Genomic DNA, 17,995 nt, shown 5'->3' with positions numbered 1-17,995 from the left:
AAATGTAGATTTGTACGCATTTGGGTATGAGAAACGCGACAGATTTGTTAGATTTATCCTAATTAACTTTAATAACAATGGAGTATAGCTATGGCCTGGAATGAACCGGGTAATAATGGCAATGATAACGATCCGTGGAAAAACCGCGGGGGTCGGGATCAAGGCCCACCTGATCTAGACGAGGTATTCCGTAAATTCAGCAACAAGTTTGGTGGTCTATTTGGCGGTAAGTCCGGAGGCAATGGTGGTGGTCTAGGTGGCGCCGGTGTTACTTTTATTTTTCTTATCGCTTTAGTTGTTTGGGCATTGAGTGGTATTTACACAGTCAAAGAAGCTGAACGTGGTATTGTTCTGCAATTTGGTCAATTTGATCGCATCGCTGAGCCGGGTTTGCGCTGGAAAATGACTTTCATAGAACAAGTTATTCCAATTGATATTGAAGCAGTGCGTTCGCTGTCAGCATCTGGTTTTATGTTGACGGAAGATGAAAACGTGGTGAGCGTTGAGTTTGAGGTTCAGTATCGTGTCATGGATCCTAGACTATACAAATTCAGTGTCACCGATGCGGATCACAGCCTTCAACAGTCGCTAGATAGTGCGCTGCGCTATGTTGTTGGTCATTCTCGAATGGACCAAGTATTGACGACGGGTCGTGAACTCGTGCGTCAAAGAACTTGGGACGAATTAAACAAAATCATCGAACCTTATAACTTAGGTATTCTAGTGACTGACGTGAACTTTAAAGATTCTCGTCCGCCATCAGAAGTCAAAGATGCGTTTGACGATGCGATTGCTGCGCAAGAAGATGAAGAGCGTTTCATTCGTGAAGCTGAAGCGTATGCGAGAGAAATTGAACCAAGAGCACGTGGTCAAGTTACGCGTATGACTCAAGAAGCGGAAGCTTATCGTGAGCGTGTTACTTTAGAAGCTCGAGGTGAAGTTGAACGTTTCGAAAAACTATTGCCTGAATATCAAGCGGCAAAAGAAGTAACGAGACAGCGCTTATATATCGACGCGATGGAAGATGTACTAGGTCGCAGCACCAAGGTACTTGTCGACGTAAAAGGTGGTAATAACATGATGTATTTGCCATTAGATAAGATCATGGGTCAAAGTGGTTCTGGAAGTCAGGTAACCTTGCCAAGTAAAAATGACATCAACGAGCTACGTAAGACTTTAGGTCAATCGCGCAATAGTTCAGTGAATAGTGGTGGCGACCGCTTTTCACAAGACAGATTTAACAACGGGAGATAAGCGCAATGAAGAATTTTAGTATTGTGATTTTACTTGCCGCTGTATTGATGTCGTTCTCGTCGGTATTCGTTGTTACAGAAGGTCAGCGAGCGATTGTTTTACTTTTTAGTAAAGTTCAAAAAGACGCTGATGATAATGCTGTTGTTTATGCGCCGGGCTTGCACTTTAAAGTGCCATTTTTCAGTCAGGTTCGTAAACTAGATGCACGTATTCAAACACTCGATGGTGCACCAGATCGCTTTGTAACAAGTGAGAAAAAAGACTTAATCGTTGACTCATTTGTAAAATGGCGTGTGAACGACTTTAGTGCCTTTTACTTGCGCGCTCGTGGTGATAAGCAATATGCAGAAACACTCCTGAAACAAAAAGTGAACAATGGCTTGAGAACCAACTTTGGTTCGCGCACTATTCGCGAGATTGTGTCTGGTGAGCGTAGTGAGTTAATGGAAGAGGCACTTGTGCAAGCTTCTGAAAGTGCTCAGGAGTTAGGTATAGAAGTACTGGATGTGCGCGTTAAGCAAATCAATCTTCCTAATGAAGTCAGTAGCTCTATTTTCCAACGTATGCGTGCTGAGCGTACGGCAGTGGCAAAAGAACACCGTTCGGAAGGTCAGGAAAAAGCAGAAACAATTCGAGCTGAGGTGGACCGCCGCGTTACTGTAATGCTTGCTGATGCAGAACGAAATGCACGTGCTGTAAAAGGTCAAGGTGATGCTACGGCTGCGAAGGTTTATGCTGATGCTTACAACAAAGACCCTGAGTTTTTCAGCTTTGTGCGTTCTTTAGAAGCGTATAGACAAACTTTCAAAGACAAAGGTGACGTGATGGTGTTATCACCTGACAGTGAGTTCTTTGACTACATGAAAGCTGCAAAGGGTAGATAATACTAATTTTGTTGCTTAAATTTGAAAAGCTCTGAAATTATTCAGAGCTTTTTTTGTTTTATATCAGTTATTTTGCACACTATTTTCGTGAATGAAGAAAAAACAACCAAAACGGGATGATCTCCTCCCTGCTTTTCTGGTAAAATCTGCGCCTAATTTTTTCTAAGTGAATTTGCAATGGGTAAAAACGTCGTTGTATTAGGCACCCAATGGGGTGACGAAGGTAAAGGTAAGGTTGTAGACTTACTAACAGATAAAGCTTCTTTAGTTGTTCGTTATCAAGGTGGTCATAACGCTGGCCATACTTTGGTAATTAACGGTGAGAAAACGGTATTGCACTTAATTCCATCTGGTGTTTTACGTGATAACGTAAAATGCGTGATTGGTAATGGTGTGGTATTAGCACCGGACGCATTGATGAAAGAAATTGGTATGCTGGAAGAGCGTGGCGTGCCGGTTCGTGAGCGTTTGTTGATCAGTGAAGCATGTCCTTTAATCTTGCCTTACCATGTTGCACTTGACCAAGCGCGTGAGCTTGCTCGTGGCGAAAAAGCAATTGGTACAACGGGTCGTGGTATTGGTCCAGCATACGAAGATAAAGTGGCTCGTCGCGGTCTTCGTGTTGGTGACTTATTTAACCCAGAGCAATTCGCAGCGAAATTGAAAGAGGTACTTGAGTACCACAACTTTACATTAGTAAATTACTACAAAGTTGATGCTGTAGACTTCCAAAAAACATTTGATGATGCAATGGCGGTTGCTGAAATCTTGAAGTCAATGGTTGTTGATGTCACTGAGCTACTAGACCAAACACGTATAGCTGGTGATAACATTCTGTTTGAGGGTGCTCAAGGTACGTTACTAGATATCGACCACGGTACTTATCCATATGTAACGTCGTCTAACACTACGGCTGGTGGTGTGGCGACAGGCGCAGGCTTTGGTCCTCTACATCTCGATTATGTTTTAGGTATTGTTAAAGCTTACACGACACGCGTAGGTTCAGGCCCATTCCCAACTGAGCTTTATGATGGCCAAGATAAGCAAGACCCGGTTGGTAAGCACTTGGGTGAGAAAGGTCATGAGTTTGGCGCAACGACTGGTCGTTTACGCCGCACAGGTTGGTTTGATGCCGTTGCAATGCGTCGTGCTGTGCAAATTAACAGTATTTCAGGTTTCTGTTTAACGAAGCTAGATGTTTTGGATGGCGTTGAAACTATCAAGATCTGTACTGGCTATCAGTTAGAAGATGGTACAGTGACTAACGTTACGCCTCTGGCTGCAGAAGGCTATGAAAAAGTAACGCCAGTATACGAAGAGATGCCTGGTTGGAGCGAAAATACGTTTGGTGCGACTGCAATTGAGCAGTTACCACAAGCGGCTATCAACTACATCAAACGTTTAGAAGAAATTACAGGCGTACCAGTTGATATTATTTCAACAGGTCCAGACCGCATTGAGACTATGATCGTACGCAACCCATTTGGCGCGTAATCACAGTTAAATGAAAAAAGCTGCTTAATGCAGCTTTTTTTTGTGCCTATAATTAGGGTAACTTCGAAAGAACTTAATGAAAGATCATTGTTGGTATGTTCTTTGTATATATTTTGAGAGCATGTCAAAGATACTGGGTTAGTTATGATTAAAAAGTGGTGCTGTTTAGCGTTCTTGATGAGTACAACTGTGATAGCGCAGGAGCAAATTACTGCGGTGCCTTTGTATACGCAAGCAGAATTAATAGAATTAATTAAGAATAACCAGCACTTACAGCGTGTTAAAGATGACGAATGTCAGTTAGTCAAAGATATTGAAGCGCGCGCCGAGACAATGGCATTGCCATCTTATCAGTTCTTATATGGCGATATGCTCGCCTATGCCGTGTGTGTTGATCGAAACGTCGAGCTGGGTTTGTACTACATGCGTCAAGCTGCCGAGCAAGGTTTATCCTCTGCGCTTGAACAGCTAGGACGCTATTACGATGTTGGACAACTTGTACAAGCTGATAAAGCGATGGCGGTGGTTTATTTACGAGAGGCGGCTTCACAAGGGAACCTAAATGCACAGTTGCGTTTAGTTAACTTATTTAATGCCGGATATGGCAGCCCGAGAGATTACGAAGATGCGTATCGCTGGCTATTTCATTCTGCGGTTGCTGACAAAACGTTACATAAGCAAATCGAGCAAGCGCTTGCTTTGTTAGCACAGAAAATGCCGCAAAGCGCCATTCGCCGAGCGCGCCTTCCTATGTAGCCTTGGGTCATCAAGTGTTTGATGACCCTGATAGCGTGCTGGTTAGTTGCCTAATTTTTCTCCCAGCGATGTGTGCGTATCTTTATTTTGAGTTGGTTCTTTCAATACAGACATTTTAGGAGGTTGTAGGGCAACGATACGTTCGCCTTGCATAGGCGGTTTTTTGTTGTCTATCACAAATGGCCTGATCTGCTGTGTTTCTTCGTTGCCTGTTTCTGTGATAATAAATAACGGTATCGCTTCTTTGTTGACCTCTTGATATTGGTTCCAATCAAATTCTTCTGATAAGCGAGTCGCACTCACTTTGCCACCTTTTGCTATCAAGCTACTGAGTCGTGCGTAGTAGCCTTGCTCTCCAAATAATATTTGTCTGGACAGGAATGTCGCACTATCTTTGTTTGCTTTAGCGTGGTTGGTAGATGAACGTAGAGAAAATACGCTTTGTTCATTTAATAAATGTGAAAAGTACTGAACCCCTAACGCATTGTGATGACGGTTTGGAGAAAGTGCCAATACGGAGTTAATCGAAGTCAGAGGCAGATAACGCTCAGCATGCTCGGATTGAGGATTCCCATAGTAGCAGGGTAGCCCATCCATTCTTGCCATTTTACAGTTTTCCCAAGCCGGATCGGATAGATAAACGTCAATATTTTGCTCTTTCAAGCCCTTGGCTATGGCACGTGCAACATGATTAGCACCGATTATCAGCATGGTATTTGGACTAGGTTGACGCACGCCAAGTAATCTTGCCAGCGGTGTCGCAGTTAAGCTTTGCAAAACCACAGTCACAATGATCACCGTAAAAATCAAAGGCACCAGCTTATTGGCATCGGTAATTTGTGATTCCATCATGCTTAGCGCAAATACAGAGCCAACTGCTGCTGCAACAATGCCTCGAGGTGCTATCCAAGAGAGTAATATTCGTGATTTGAGTGGTAAGTCGGAATTATATGTTGATATAGCGATGCAGATAGGCCGTGCTACAAACAGCACAATAGCTAAAAAGATAAAGGTCTCTACGCCTAGTAGCATTAAATCGCTTAGCTGTAAACGTGCAGCGAGCAAAATAAAGAGACTAGATATTAATATCATCGAGAGATCTTCTTTAAACTCCAGCACAGAATCGATCTCTAAGTCATCTTGGTTAGCTAGCCATATGCCAAATATGGTGACGGCCAATAAACCGGATTCATGAGCAAGGTGGTTAGAAGCGGTGAAGCTAAACAAGACGAGTGCTAAAATACCAAACTTATGTAGCTCATAGGGCAGCCATTCTCGACGGATCAACGCACTGGTTATCCAACCGGCTACAATGCCCACACTTAAACCCACTCCCAGAGTAGAAAACAATGCAATGAGTGTATGGCTTAACACCTCACCTTGGCCCACAAAGCTGACTGCTTCAAATACGAGTACGGCAAACAGTGCACCGATTGGGTCAATAACAATTCCTTCCCAGCGCAGCACTCGGTCAATGTTCTGTGTTGGGCGCATAGCGTTGAGCATGGGGGCAATGACGGTAGGCCCCGTTACAACCAATACTGCCCCTAATACTGCGGCGACTCGCCAATCCAAATTAAGCACAAAGTAACCACTTAATGCCACGATCACGAAAGTGGCGAACATACCAATAGAGCACAAGTTACGAACAATACGGCCAATGCCTTTCAGTTCTCTGAAGTGAAGTGTGAGTGCGCCTTCAAATAATATGATGGCAACTGACAAAGAGACCACAGGTAATAGCAAGTCTCCTAACAAGTCATCTGGACTCAACTGACTGGTAAGCGGGCCTAAAATTAGGCCAATCAATAATAAAAACAAGATAGCGGGTACTTTTAATGCCCAAGCGAGCCATTGTGCAAGTACCGAAAAAACTGCTATTCCAGCAATATAAATAGCTGACATACATTCTCCAGTTAACCATTAAGTTAACAAAGTTGATATGGTATTCAATGGGTTATATCACAGTTATGTGGTAGCTACGACTGTGCCCTTGAAGAAAAACCAAATATAATTTTATAACCATAGTTCTTATGGGGAAAAATGGATCATATCTACACAATCCAATGTACCTATAAAGATTTATTTATTCTATTTATGATCACTATAAGCGTTAATTTCGTTTCTCAGTTGAAAGGCTTCTACAATTTACGTTAAGCTATAAAGCGTTTGGTGCGAGTCACCAAAAAGTCTCTTTGGTTTTGCTATAGCAACTATAGTGAGCTAGCTTTCGGTACGAAGTAGTAATTGATGAACATTAATTCTATGGTGTGCTGTTCAACAACTTAACAATTCTTTGCGCAATCATTCATTGCGGCTTAGGTCTTTTCAGCCTCATCAAACCATGATGTACCTGCTGAAAACGGCTCGACATTGCTCTAAAAGAGTAAGGTCACAATCCAAATTTTAGTAAAGCGACAGCCAGTGTTGGGCACTTTTGTGTGAACGCGTAAGCTGTATATATATTGTTCGACTCTGGTTGTTTTTACTCACTCATGCAGATCTTTACTCTGTATGGTGAATTAATTTTAAGTAAAGGTAACGACAGGAAACAGTATGAACATTTCTAATTCTCGGCGCATAGTGATAAAAATTGGTAGCGCATTAATTGCACCAGACCAAGATGGCTGTAGAGCTCGCTATTTATTGACCATTGCCCAGTTTATTGTGCGTTGCCGTGCTATGGGCAAAGAAGTGGTTTTGGTCTCTTCAGGTTCTGTAGCGGCAGGATCTCACTTGTTTCCAGCAGATCCTAAAAATTCATCAGTGGTATTAAAAAAAGCCATGGCCGCCGCAGGGCAAACCGAAATGATGGCAACATGGGATCGGTTTTTTGATTTTCCATCGGCGCAAATATTATTAACACACGGTGATTTACGAGATCTTGAGCGATATAACAGTATCCGTGAAACGATATTCACTTTACTTGAACATGGCATCTTACCTATTATCAATGAAAATGACGCGGTGACCACTGACGAGCTTAAAGTTGGCGACAATGATAACCTGTCGGCTATGGTTGCGGCTGCTGCGGATGCGGACATATTGTTGATGTGCTCTGACGTCGATGGTCTCTATGATAAAAACCCAAACTTACATGAAGATGCCCAGCTGATCCCTCAGGTAGCGGAGATCTCGGAAGATATTTATGCCATGGCTGGATGCGCAACCAGTCAAGTTGGCACCGGCGGGATGAAAACAAAAATTGAAGCTGCAGAGAAAGCAACATCACATGGCATAAGCACATACATAGTAAACGGTTTTAAAGAGCAAACTTTCGAGAAGTTACTCAAGGGTGAAAACCCCGGCACGGTCTTTTTACCGTACGATGAACCGATGCACGCGCAACAGCATTGGATGACGCATACCGCATCAGAGCAAGGGGAGATCGTGGTTGAACACGGTTATGCAGAAGAGCTTAAAGATCACGCCGAGCCGCTCGGTGCAGAAAATATCTCTCAGGTGAACGGAGAATTTTCGGTCGGAGACACGGTGCTCGTGCGCACAGAAAAAGGTGAGCGCTTAGCTAAAGCCACAACCAATTACAGTAGCTGTTTGCTGAACTTTTTAGCAGAGCAAGAGCAAACAGCAGATAATGGGCATTTACAGCAAAGCATAGGCCCCGTTATTTCAGAACAAGATATCGCAATTTTGGAGAAGTCGTAACTCATGAGTTTAATTACAGATTTATCACAACAAGCAGCGAAAGCAGCAAAGCAGTTAGCGTTATTGAGCACGGCACAAAAAAATGCCGTACTGAGCGATATGGCCAATGCTTTGGTTGCAAATTCTGACACTATTTTAGCTGCTAACGAACATGATCTTTCACACGCTCGCGATAATCAGTTAGCGCCGTCCATGATCGACCGTTTAACGCTGACACCTGAACGAATTCAAGATATGGCGGATGGCATTAAAACCATTGTTGAGTTAGACGACCCTGTTGGCTTAACTCGGGATATGGGAGTCAGACCAAATGGCATTAAAATCAGTAAAATGCGTGTGCCCCTTGGTGTTGTGTGCATGATTTATGAAGCGCGACCAAACGTAACGGCTGATGCGGGGGCGTTGTGCTTTAAATCGGGTAATGGGGTAATTTTACGTGGTGGTAAAGAAGCATTACAAAGCTCTCAAGCGATTGCAAAAGTGATGCATTCAGTACTTGAACAGCATAATTTACCCAGTGCGCTTATCACGGTAGTACCGGACCCTGACCGCGCGCTGTTGATGGAGTTGATGCAGCAAAAAGCGTATATCGACCTTATCATTCCTCGTGGTGGAGAAGGGTTGATTAACTTTGTTACTGAAAATAGTACTATTCCCGTGATCCAGCATTTTAAAGGTGTGTGTCACCTGTATGTTGATGACGAGGCTGATTTAGATATTGCCCTTAAGTTGGCACTTAATGGCAAAACTCAACGCACAGGTGTTTGTAATGCTCTTGAGGGGATTGTTGTGCACAAGTCGGTAGCGGCTACTTTTTTACCTCGCTTACAAAAGGTATTTGCACATAAGCAAGTTGTGATCAATGCAGATAGCAAAGCTGCAGAGTACCTTGAAGGCGCGAATGTGATAGATGAAGCGCAATTTGGTGAAGAATACCTGAGCCTTGAAGTGGCTATTCGAGTTGTTGATGACTTTAATGCGGCACTGGAACACATCGATCGTTTTGGTAGTCACCATACCGAGGTGATCTGTACTCAAAATGTTCAAACTGGAGAGCTATTTCAGCGCAGTGTTGACGCTTCGGTGGTGATGGTGAATGCTTCATCGCGCTTTTCAGATGGCTCACAACTTGGGTTAGGTGCGGAAATTGGTATTGCTACTACGAAGCTTCACGCTTATGGGCCAATGGGCCTAGAATCGTTAACGACAGAAAAGTTCTTAGTTAACGGTGAAGGGCAAGTGCGCGATTAGTACCACAGCAATTTATTCAGAGCGGGCAATTAGGTCCGCTTTTTTTGTGCCTAAAACTGACAGAAACAATAGGGAATATTTTAATATAAAGGATTAATTTGATGTTCTACGAGGAGGTAAAAGAGGAAAGTGGTGGAGCTAAGCAGGATCGAACTGCTGACCTCCTGCGTGCAAGGCAGGCGCTCTCCCAGCTGAGCTATAGCCCCACATTCCGTTTTGAACGAAGCGAAATTTAAAGGTTTTTGTAAGTTCCGTCAAGACTTCTTGGGCAAAAAATTTTCACATTTTTAAACGCACCTTTGATAGACTGAACGAAATTCTCATTTCGTATTGTTGCCAATGTATTTGAACAAATTCAACTTTTTATTTTTAAGTATCGTTTTTTGGGCCTTATCAGGATGTGTATCAGCGCCAGAGCAGCCAGAATTCCAGATTGTTGAACAAAAGCTCCATACCAAAACGGAAAACTCAGGTGCTCAGTTGTTCGTGTATATCGTGACGGTGGAAGCAACCCCCCATGTAAAAGTAAACGCCAACAAACCCATGTCACGCTCTGAGCTTAGAAAGTTTGCCGAATTTCAGCGAGTGGAAGATTCACCAGAGTTGAAGCTTCAGTTGGAAGAGCGGGCTGTAGAGCTCTTAAAAGACGAGCTAGCAGCAAAAAGCTATTGCCCAAGTGGTTACGAGATTGAACAAGTTTATTGGCGCCAACGTAGCGTGCAATTAAGAGGCACTTGTTTGTAATGACAAGTGCACAACAACAGCTCGCATTGACTTTACAGCAACTAAATATTGAACCACTTAAATATGAGCATGCGCCTTTACCGACCTGTGAAGACGCCGATAGGTTAAATCTTGAGCGAGCGGGTACTCGAATTAAGAATTTGTTTTTAAGGGACAATTACGGCCGTCGCCATGTTTTGTTACTACTACGTGCGCATTTGAAAGTGGACCTAAAAGCATTATCACAACAACAGCAAATATCGCGACTTGGTTTCGCATCCGCTGAACGCTTAGAACAATATTTACACCTCAAACCCGGTTGTGTATCTGCGCTTGCTTTAATCAACGATACGCAGCAGCAAGTTGAATTGTGGATTGATGAGGGATTATGGCAGGCAGAGCTATGGCAATGTCATCCGCTTGATAATGACAAAACCTGGGTGTTGAGCAAAGACCAGCTACAGCAGTTTTGGCAATTTACGGGTCATACGCCAGTTTTGATTGATGTGCCTTGTGTGTAGGTGAGATAGCTCAAACCAAAGCCAATTGCGCAAATACACAGCAGCGCCATTAAGAAAATGTGGTAACCCATGTACTGCAAGACTAACCCTGGTAAAAATGAGCCCAATGCGCCACCACTGTAGTAAAACGAGACATATGCCCCATTGGTAACGGTTGCGGGTGCATCACTAAGTTTGTTAGCCAGTGGCGCCGCGCTTGAGTGGATCATAAACATACAGGCGCAAAACACCGTAAACGCGACGAAAAACACAATGAGTGTATTTAGATGCATCGCGACTAAAGTGATGCAATAAAGCAAAAATAAACTAGTTAAAAATAGCCATTGATCACTAATAAACTTACTCACATAGGGGGCACTCATTGCTAATACTGCACCAATTAAATAGCCAGTGTAAACCCAACCTACTTGCTTTGGGTCAGTAATATTAAACTCGGTTTTCAAAATAAACGGCAGGTAATTGAGCAGCGCCGCAAAACAAAAAAACATACAAAATACACATAAGAATAATCGCACAAGTACTGCTTGTTTTAGTGGTGCTAAATAAGCTCGAGGTGACGCGGCTTGATGAGAGGGGGCATGTGTGCTGCTTGGTTTAATACATAGCGCCATGATAAATAATGAGGCTGCCAAAACGTAATAAAAACTTTGCCATGAAAACCAACTAGCAAAGTTGGCGGCTAACATCCTGCCTAAATACCCTCCAAGAATAGAGCTGCCAATGTAGCGGGTCATATTTTGTTGCAGCAGTGTGCCTTTGTATTGCTGACCAATGTAGCCGGTCATGGCTGTGAGCGCCGCAGGTAGGGTGAGGCCTTGAATAAAACGAATACTCAGCAACAACTCAAAAGACGGAGCAAAAGCAAACAGTAAACTACTTATTGCGAGTATCAGCATGGCTATTTTTAAAATGATCAGCGGATTCTTACGAGCAAATATCAGGCCATAGCAAATTGGGGCAATGGCAAGAGGGAGCATAGTAACGGACATCAACCCACCACTGGCTGCCATAGATACGTTAAAACTTTGGGCAAACGTTGCGAGCAAAGGCTGTGGAGCGTACAACACGAAAAAAATAAACACAGACGCAAGAAGTAATTGAAGAAAAGGCATAAGTCCATTTTTTATGACACGCAATTGAATGAATATTATGCCGTTAATTTCGCCAATTGGACAGTTTTATATCAATTACTTAGCCACTCTTTGCGCTAAATCATGATCTTGCTTGCTGTGCTTTGATAAGTTACAACAAAAGCGGAAAAAATGGCTTAACAACGGCTATTGTATATGGTCAAAAAAAACCACTGCGTTAGAATATGACAAAACGTATTTCATGGAGCATGCACAATGGGTTCATTACAAGAGCAGCTACTCAAAGCAGGGTTAACGACCGAGCATCAAGCTAAGGTTGCTAAGTCGGAAAAGCGCAAAGCACAAAAGAAGAAAAAGAAAAAGGGCGCGACCAGTGATCCAAGCGATCTACAAAAACATATTGAGCAAACAAAACTAGAGCAACAGAAGAAAGCCGAAGAGCTGAACAAAGCGAAGCAGGCTGAACTGAAAGAGAAAGAGCAAGTGGCGCGTGTTAAGCAGATCCTGGAACACCATAATCAGGATGCGATTCGTGGCGATGTGACTTTTAACTTTACCTATAAAAACAAAGTGAAAGAGCTTGATGTAAACGAACAAACAAAACAGGCGTTAGCAAAAGGTCGATTAGCAATTTGTGTGTTAGAAGAGCAGTTTTACGTGCTGCAAGATGAACCGGCTAGGAAAATTGCGGAAGTGGATGAAAAGTATATTGTTTTCCATGTGGAAGATGAAAGCAATGGCCCTGATGATGACGATCCATATGCAGGCTATGAAGTGCCAGATGATTTAGTTTGGTAAGAAAGTTTTGCCAAAAACCGTTCTCTTGATACGCACGTAAGCGGCATGGGTGTAGTTGAATAAATGGTCTACACTGTAAGGGATTTATCCATTAATTAATAAAAAGAGTAATGTTATGAGCAAGATAAAAACAATAGTCTGTGGTTTAGGGTTATCAATTGCCGCGCTAGGTGCAATGTCAGCACAAGCCGCCGACGGCAAAGCATTGTATACGGCAAAAATGTGTCAAACTTGTCATGGCGCAGAAGGTAAAGCACCGATTATGGGTATGTACCCTAAACTTAATGGTCAGAATAAAGACTACCTAGCGGCACAAATGAAAGACATTAAATCAGGTGCACGTAGCAACGGCATGTCAGCGGCAATGAAAGCGATGGTTGCCAATGTGTCTGATGCTGAAATTGATGCCATCGCGGAATACTTATCGCAAGTTAAATAACACCGCATTTGGCAGTAAAAAAACCACCGCATGTCGGTGGTTTTTATTTTGTTGAACTATCGCCCTGACTAATTTAGACTTCTATACATCTATTCGTGGGCGTTGTTGTAAGGACCCTCTATGTTTGAACTACCTAAACTCAACTTAAAAGGCAAAGTATCTGAGCAAGAATGGCAACTGCGCGTTGACTTAGCTGCTTGCTATCGTTTGGTTGAACATATGCGCTGGGGTGATTTAATTTACACCCATATGTCGGCTCGTTTGCCAGGAACCGATCAATATTTGGTGAATGCATTTGGGTTGAGTTTTGATGAAGTCACTGCGTCAAACTTAGTGAAGGTTGATTTACAAGGCAATATCCTTGACGACACACCGTTTGAAATTAATCCCGCAGGTTTTACCATTCACAGCGCGATTCACGAAGTACGAGAAGACGCCCACTGTGTTATTCATTTGCATACCAAGGAAACAGTCGCTGTGGCGAGTCTTGAATGTGGCTTATTGCCACTGAGCCAGCACTCCATGTTTTCGTTACCTTCACTTTCATATCATGGCTATGAAGGGCTTGCGGTCAATGCAGATGAGAAAAAGCGCCTACAAGATGATTTAGGCACAACCAATCATATGTTATTGGTGAATCATGGCGGTTTAACCGTTGGTCCAACCGTGGGTGATGCGTTTATGCGTTTTTACGACTTACAACGCGCCTGTGAAATTCAAGTGGCTATTCAGGCGACAGGTCAAAAAGCGGTGCCAGTGCCTCAGCCCATTATTGATAATATCTACAATCAAGCAAATGTTGTCCACAGTGGCAGTACCGGAGGTCAATTAGCCTGGCCTGCGATGCTTAGAAAAGCCTACCGTTTGGACCCCAGTTTTGCGCAATAGGAATCTATATGAAAGTTAATCGCGTCGAAGTTTTTGATATACATTGTCCAGATAGACCCGCATGGACTCCCGTGTTTGTGCGTATTCATACCGATGAAGGGATCAGTGGTGTCGGTGAGGCTGGCCTAGCGTATGACTTAGGGCATAGCGCAGCAGCAAGCATGATCAAAGAAATGGCTGAGGCTTTTTTAATTGGCCACGACCCGTTTCAAACCGAGTTGCTTTGGTCACGTATGTTACGTGAAAGCTTTTGGGGTTTAGGGGGGGGACCTGTAGTTTACGCAGCCATGAGCGCGATTGACACCGCGCTTTGGGATATCAAAGGTAAAGCGCTTAACCTGCCTGTTTATCAATTGTTAGGCGGCAAAGTAAACCCTGAGCTGAGAACTTATGCTTCACAACTACAGTTTGACTGGGATAGTGAGTTTAAAGCCCTTATTGAGCCACAGGAATACGCAGAAGCGGCATTGAAGGCCATAGCTGAGGGTTACGATGCGGTGAAGGTTGACCCTATCATGTACGATAAAAACGGTAATACCTATTACGACCGTACCAAACTGATTTCGCGCGCTGAGATGAAATTATATCGTGCGCGTATGCAAGCTATCCGTGAAGCCGTGGGTGATGAAGTGGACATTATTTTTGAATGCCACAGCTTACCAGGCGCCACTTCAGCCATTCAAATTGGCGAAATAGCAGAAGAATTCGATTGTATGTATTACGAAGAGCCGGTGAACTACCTTAATCACTCTTTGCATGCCAAAGTAGCCGATAAAGTGGCGGTGCCTATCGCCGGTGGTGAGCGCTTGTATAACCGCTGGGGTGTGCGTCCTTACTTAGAAGATCAAAGTATTGACGTATTACAACCGGATATAGGCCTATGTGGCGGCTTCACCGAAACCAAAAAAGTGTGTGACTACGCCGATATTTTTGATGTACGTATTCAAGCCCATGTGTGTGGCGGCCCGGTTGCAACAGCGGCATCATTACACTTAGAAACGGCCATTCCTAACTTTTTAATTCACGAGCACCATACGTATGCTATTAAAAAGTGGAACCGCGAGTTATGTATTCAAGACCCACAACCTAAAAATGGTGTGTTTAAAGTCTCAGAAGCACCGGGTATTGGTATTGAACTAAACGACGAAGTGGTGATGCGCTCGCAACGAGTGGAAATAAAGTAACCACCTTAGGTTAAATTGGACGCCTAAACATGAACCGGGTAAATTGTATTTTATCCGGTTTTTTAACCCCGCTTTTTTCTTCATTACAGCTTTTAACCACCTAATTTTGTTGTTATTTTTTAATTTTAAAAATTCTACTATTGCGCAATTTGGCATGTATATTTTCATATTCTTACCAATAATTTATTTGTTGAACGTACCCTGAACCAGTAACATAACTTTGGCTATACGCTTTGGACTACAAAGCTTTGCGGCGAAACTATGAAAAAATTCATACAAACCAAACTCTTGTGAGTAATTGGATAATAACTTTGTTGCTGGTTTGTACACAAAAAGTTACCATTACCACGCTGAGGTAGGGATGTATGTCGATAAATAAGGACTGGATTATGAAAACCTCAATTAAATTAAATTTAAAAGCAAAGAAATTAAAGACATTGTCGAAAGAGCATTCAGAAAAAGTTGTGGGTGGTGGCCCCGTCATTACAACTGAGCCAAATCAAATGAGAGCTGGGTATTTTGTTTTGCCGACTTTATTCGACAGTTGCAATTGTTAGGAACAGTAATTAAGGAATAATGCATGAATGATATTCTCTACGCTATTGGGTGGGTTGCTATCGGGATAGAATTATTTGTAGTCTTATTTTGGTTAAACAAGTTCTCTAGTATGCGCTGGAAATTATTTTTTGGTGTTAAAAGGGATCTAGTTACGATTCAGCATCATGAACTTCATTCATGCTTTTTAAGTTCAGTTTGTTTCTTGGCTTTTCACTTAATAGCGTACGAGTCTGAAAGTTACTTATTATCATTAGAAATGGAAAAAATGGCCCATATTGAGCTTTTTTATACGAGTATGATAGTTATACAATTTGCTTTTGCGTTAACGCTGTTTTGTGCCCACCTAGTAAGAGGGTGTACTTTTTCACCAACGGCAAGAATGTGTATGTATACGACTATTTTGGTTATGACTCTACAGACGATGCAATTAATGGCGAGGGGGTATTATAACTACCATGAGTTAAGTTTTATATATAAAGTAGGTATCTCGATTTGCAACTTTATTGCAATTAGCGCATTAGCAACTTACCCTCTGCGGTCTTTAAAAGCTTATTTTAAAGAAAGGCAACAAGCTTAAATAGGATGATGTTGTAGTAATTAATGTGCTATGCCTAATGTTTTTAAGGCAACAAAGTTATGCAAAAAGGATGATGCATCAATGAATCAGCTACTCTACCAATTAGGCTGGATCGTCAAGGGCTTTGAATTATTAGCGGTGCTATTTTTTTGCTAAAGTATTGGAAGGAACACCGCTGGGCACTGTTATTTGCTCGCCACCGAGCATTATCATCCATGCAATTGCACGACATGCATTCCTGTTTTATGACAGCGCTTGTCATTTTCTTGTTTCATCTTTTTAGCAGTGAAGTGGAGCAATATCTCGTCTCGCTGAATTTTGAGCAAGTGCATCGCATAAAGGTTTTTTACACGGGCCTGATGGTGCAGAAGTTTACTTTACTGGTGGCTATATATACGTTCCATCGAGTAAATGGGTGTTTATTTTCACAAACCGCGCGCATCTGTATGTATATGACCTTGTTTTTTATGGCACTGCTCATGATGCAACTTATCGCGAGAGGGTATTTTAACTATCACCATTTGAGCCCTTACTATAAGGTGGGTGTTTGGTGCTCTAACCTTGCCATTTTGTTTTCTCTATATATTTATCCCACTCGTGAAACGCTTAAATATTTTGTTGAACGTCGCGAACACACTGATAAGTAGGCTGGAAAAGCCACAGGCGAATTCCTACTACACCTAAAGGAACTGAAGCTATGAATGAGCTTGTTTATCAACTAGGTTGGCTCGTTAAAAAATACGAATTGCTTGTTATATTTTGGTTTTTGGTCACGCAATTACCAAAACATGGATGGTCATTCTTTTTTGCTCGCCATAGTTCCCTTAATACTCTAGAGCTCCATGAATTGCATTCTTGCTTTATGGCGGCACTTGTATTTTTTTTATTTCATGTGTTTAGTTCAGAAGTGGAGCGTTACTTACTCTCATTGAGCTTTGAAAGGGATGCGCTCATTAAGGTTTTTTACACTGGAATTATGGCGCAAAAGTTTTTATTTTTGGTGGCTTTATATGTTACTCATCGTCTACGAGGTTGTTTGTTTTCAAAAACGGCGCGTGTGTGTATGTATATGGCATTAATCTATATGGCTTTGCTGCTTGTGGAATTAATCGCTAGGGGCTATTTCGATTATCATAAGTTAGGCATGATTTATCGTGCAGGGTGTTGGCTTACGACTTTGGTGACCATATCAGCTCTCTCTATTTATCCAATCCGGCAAACACTGAAATACTTCACCGAGCGCCGTGAACAAGCTGCAAACTGAGTAGGTTGGAAAACCCGATGCGTCTGTCAACAAGGAAGAGCTAATATGAAGGAGCAGTTTACGTGAATGAGTTTTTATATGAGCTAGGCTGGATAGCCAAAAAGTATGAATTGCTGGTGATATGTTGGTTTTTAATCACGCAACTACCAAAGTATGGATGGTCATTGTTTTTTGCCCGTCACCAAGGTTTAAATTCATTAGCGTTGCACGAGTTGCATTCATGCTTTTTGGCTGCCATTGTTTTCTTCATATCTCACTTTTTAGGAACGAGCGTTGAACAAGCCTTAGTGAACTTGGATTTTGACCAACTTAACCGCATTAAGGTTTTTTATACAGGTATGATGGCGCAGCAGTTTGTGATACTCGTGATTATATACGTAGTGCATAGGCTAAAAGGTTGCTTATTTTCGCGAACTGCACGCATTTGTATGTATATGATCTTGTTCTATATGCTGTTATCGTTTATTCAGCTTATCGCCAGAGGATATTTTGACTATCATCGTTTAAACTTGGCTTATTCGATAGGGTGTTGGATGAGTAATTTAGTCGCCCTGTTGGCCATCTCCACCTATCCCGTGCGTCACACTTTAAGACACATTGCTGAGTACCGCAAACAAGATGCAAATTAGATAGGTTAAAAAAGTCGA

The 17,995-nt window shown here is 42.4% G+C and carries 19 protein-coding genes and 1 tRNA gene; 17 read left to right on the top strand and 3 right to left on the bottom strand.

Translation table 11 applies throughout. The annotated features are described in order from the left end of the window. The first annotated feature begins 90 nt into the window (after positions 1 to 90). The 4 genes from hflK to AC5FX4_RS16930 all read left to right on the top strand — a co-directional run bounded on the left by hflK (position 91) and on the right by AC5FX4_RS16930 (position 4,388). The gene (hflK, locus tag AC5FX4_RS16945) at positions 91 to 1,254 is read left to right on the top strand and encodes an FtsH protease activity modulator HflK (protein ID WP_493607498.1); all 1,164 of its coding nucleotides are present in this window, start codon (positions 91 to 93) and stop codon (positions 1,252 to 1,254) included. Between the two features lie 5 nt (positions 1,255 to 1,259). After that, a complete protein-coding gene (gene hflC / locus AC5FX4_RS16940; RefSeq protein WP_493607497.1) occupies positions 1,260 to 2,138 on the top strand; it encodes a protease modulator HflC in 879 nt (292 codons plus the stop codon). Between the two features lie 177 nt (positions 2,139 to 2,315). Then, positions 2,316 to 3,632, top strand: a complete 1,317-nt coding sequence (locus AC5FX4_RS16935; protein WP_493607496.1) for an adenylosuccinate synthase — start codon at positions 2,316 to 2,318, stop codon at positions 3,630 to 3,632. 177 nt (positions 3,633 to 3,809) lie between these two features. Next, a complete protein-coding gene (locus tag AC5FX4_RS16930; RefSeq protein WP_493607495.1) occupies positions 3,810 to 4,388 on the top strand; it encodes a tetratricopeptide repeat protein in 579 nt (192 codons plus the stop codon). 42 nt (positions 4,389 to 4,430) lie between these two features. Here the strand turns inward: AC5FX4_RS16930 and AC5FX4_RS16925 are convergent, their stop codons facing one another. Next, a complete protein-coding gene (locus AC5FX4_RS16925) occupies positions 4,431 to 6,293 on the bottom strand; it encodes a cation:proton antiporter (protein WP_493607494.1) in 1,863 nt (620 codons plus the stop codon). 651 nt (positions 6,294 to 6,944) lie between these two features. On the opposite strand from AC5FX4_RS16925, the gene proB reads away from it, so the two are divergent. Further along, entirely contained in the window at positions 6,945 to 8,054 is a 1,110-nt protein-coding gene (proB, locus tag AC5FX4_RS16920) for a glutamate 5-kinase (RefSeq protein ID WP_493607493.1), read from the top strand. Positions 8,055 to 8,057: 3 nt separating this feature from the next. Continuing rightward, on the top strand, positions 8,058 to 9,305 hold the full coding sequence (locus tag AC5FX4_RS16915; RefSeq protein WP_493607492.1) for a glutamate-5-semialdehyde dehydrogenase: 1,248 nt from the start codon (positions 8,058 to 8,060) through the stop codon (positions 9,303 to 9,305). 130 nt (positions 9,306 to 9,435) lie between these two features. On the opposite strand, the gene AC5FX4_RS16910 is transcribed toward AC5FX4_RS16915, so the two are convergent. Then, positions 9,436 to 9,511, bottom strand: a tRNA-Ala gene (locus AC5FX4_RS16910). A gap of 133 nt (positions 9,512 to 9,644) precedes the next feature. On the opposite strand from AC5FX4_RS16910, the gene AC5FX4_RS16905 reads away from it, so the two are divergent. Next, complete coding sequence (locus tag AC5FX4_RS16905) at positions 9,645 to 10,049, top strand: hypothetical protein (protein ID WP_493607491.1); 405 nt, start codon at positions 9,645 to 9,647, stop codon at positions 10,047 to 10,049. After that, positions 10,049 to 10,549: a prolyl-tRNA synthetase associated domain-containing protein gene (locus AC5FX4_RS16900; protein ID WP_493607490.1), complete on the top strand. Its 501-nt coding sequence runs from the start codon at positions 10,049 to 10,051 to the stop codon at positions 10,547 to 10,549. Before AC5FX4_RS16905 ends, AC5FX4_RS16900 begins: the two co-directional genes overlap by 1 nt. On the opposite strand, the gene AC5FX4_RS16895 is transcribed toward AC5FX4_RS16900, so the two are convergent. Further along, complete coding sequence (locus tag AC5FX4_RS16895) at positions 10,513 to 11,661, bottom strand: MFS transporter (protein ID WP_493607489.1); 1,149 nt, start codon at positions 11,659 to 11,661, stop codon at positions 10,513 to 10,515. The two genes, AC5FX4_RS16900 and AC5FX4_RS16895, sit on opposite strands and share 37 nt — an antisense overlap. A 234-nt stretch (positions 11,662 to 11,895) precedes the next feature. Here AC5FX4_RS16895 and AC5FX4_RS16890 point away from each other — a divergent pair, with 234 nt between their 5' ends. The 9 genes from AC5FX4_RS16890 to AC5FX4_RS16850 all read left to right on the top strand — a co-directional run bounded on the left by AC5FX4_RS16890 (position 11,896) and on the right by AC5FX4_RS16850 (position 17,977). Beyond that, on the top strand, positions 11,896 to 12,438 hold the full coding sequence (locus AC5FX4_RS16890) for a DUF2058 domain-containing protein (protein ID WP_493607488.1): 543 nt from the start codon (positions 11,896 to 11,898) through the stop codon (positions 12,436 to 12,438). Between the two features lie 115 nt (positions 12,439 to 12,553). Then, entirely contained in the window at positions 12,554 to 12,877 is a 324-nt protein-coding gene (locus AC5FX4_RS16885) for a c-type cytochrome (protein ID WP_493607487.1), read from the top strand. Positions 12,878 to 12,997: 120 nt separating this feature from the next. Further along, complete coding sequence (locus tag AC5FX4_RS16880; protein ID WP_493607486.1) at positions 12,998 to 13,765, top strand: class II aldolase/adducin family protein; 768 nt, start codon at positions 12,998 to 13,000, stop codon at positions 13,763 to 13,765. 8 nt (positions 13,766 to 13,773) lie between these two features. Further along, entirely contained in the window at positions 13,774 to 14,949 is a 1,176-nt protein-coding gene (locus AC5FX4_RS16875) for a mandelate racemase/muconate lactonizing enzyme family protein (RefSeq protein WP_493607485.1), read from the top strand. Between the two features lie 389 nt (positions 14,950 to 15,338). After that, entirely contained in the window at positions 15,339 to 15,506 is a 168-nt protein-coding gene (locus AC5FX4_RS16870) for a hypothetical protein (RefSeq protein WP_493607484.1), read from the top strand. 23 nt (positions 15,507 to 15,529) lie between these two features. After that, positions 15,530 to 16,084: a hypothetical protein gene (locus AC5FX4_RS16865; RefSeq protein WP_493607483.1), complete on the top strand. Its 555-nt coding sequence runs from the start codon at positions 15,530 to 15,532 to the stop codon at positions 16,082 to 16,084. A 245-nt stretch (positions 16,085 to 16,329) separates the two neighbouring features. Then, positions 16,330 to 16,731 carry a hypothetical protein gene (locus AC5FX4_RS16860; protein WP_493607482.1) on the top strand — a complete coding sequence of 134 codons (402 nt, stop codon included), beginning with the start codon at positions 16,330 to 16,332 and terminating at the stop codon, positions 16,729 to 16,731. 50 nt (positions 16,732 to 16,781) lie between these two features. Further along, positions 16,782 to 17,348, top strand: coding sequence for a hypothetical protein (locus tag AC5FX4_RS16855; protein WP_493607481.1), 567 nt, complete (start codon positions 16,782 to 16,784; stop codon positions 17,346 to 17,348). A 62-nt stretch (positions 17,349 to 17,410) separates the two neighbouring features. Next, positions 17,411 to 17,977 carry a hypothetical protein gene (locus AC5FX4_RS16850; protein WP_493607480.1) on the top strand — a complete coding sequence of 189 codons (567 nt, stop codon included), beginning with the start codon at positions 17,411 to 17,413 and terminating at the stop codon, positions 17,975 to 17,977. The last annotated feature ends 18 nt before the right edge of the window (positions 17,978 to 17,995 follow it).

The sequence above is a fragment of the Pseudoalteromonas sp. ATL1 genome (genome assembly GCF_058933015.1).
This window is presented reverse-complemented; position numbering and strand designations above follow the sequence as displayed.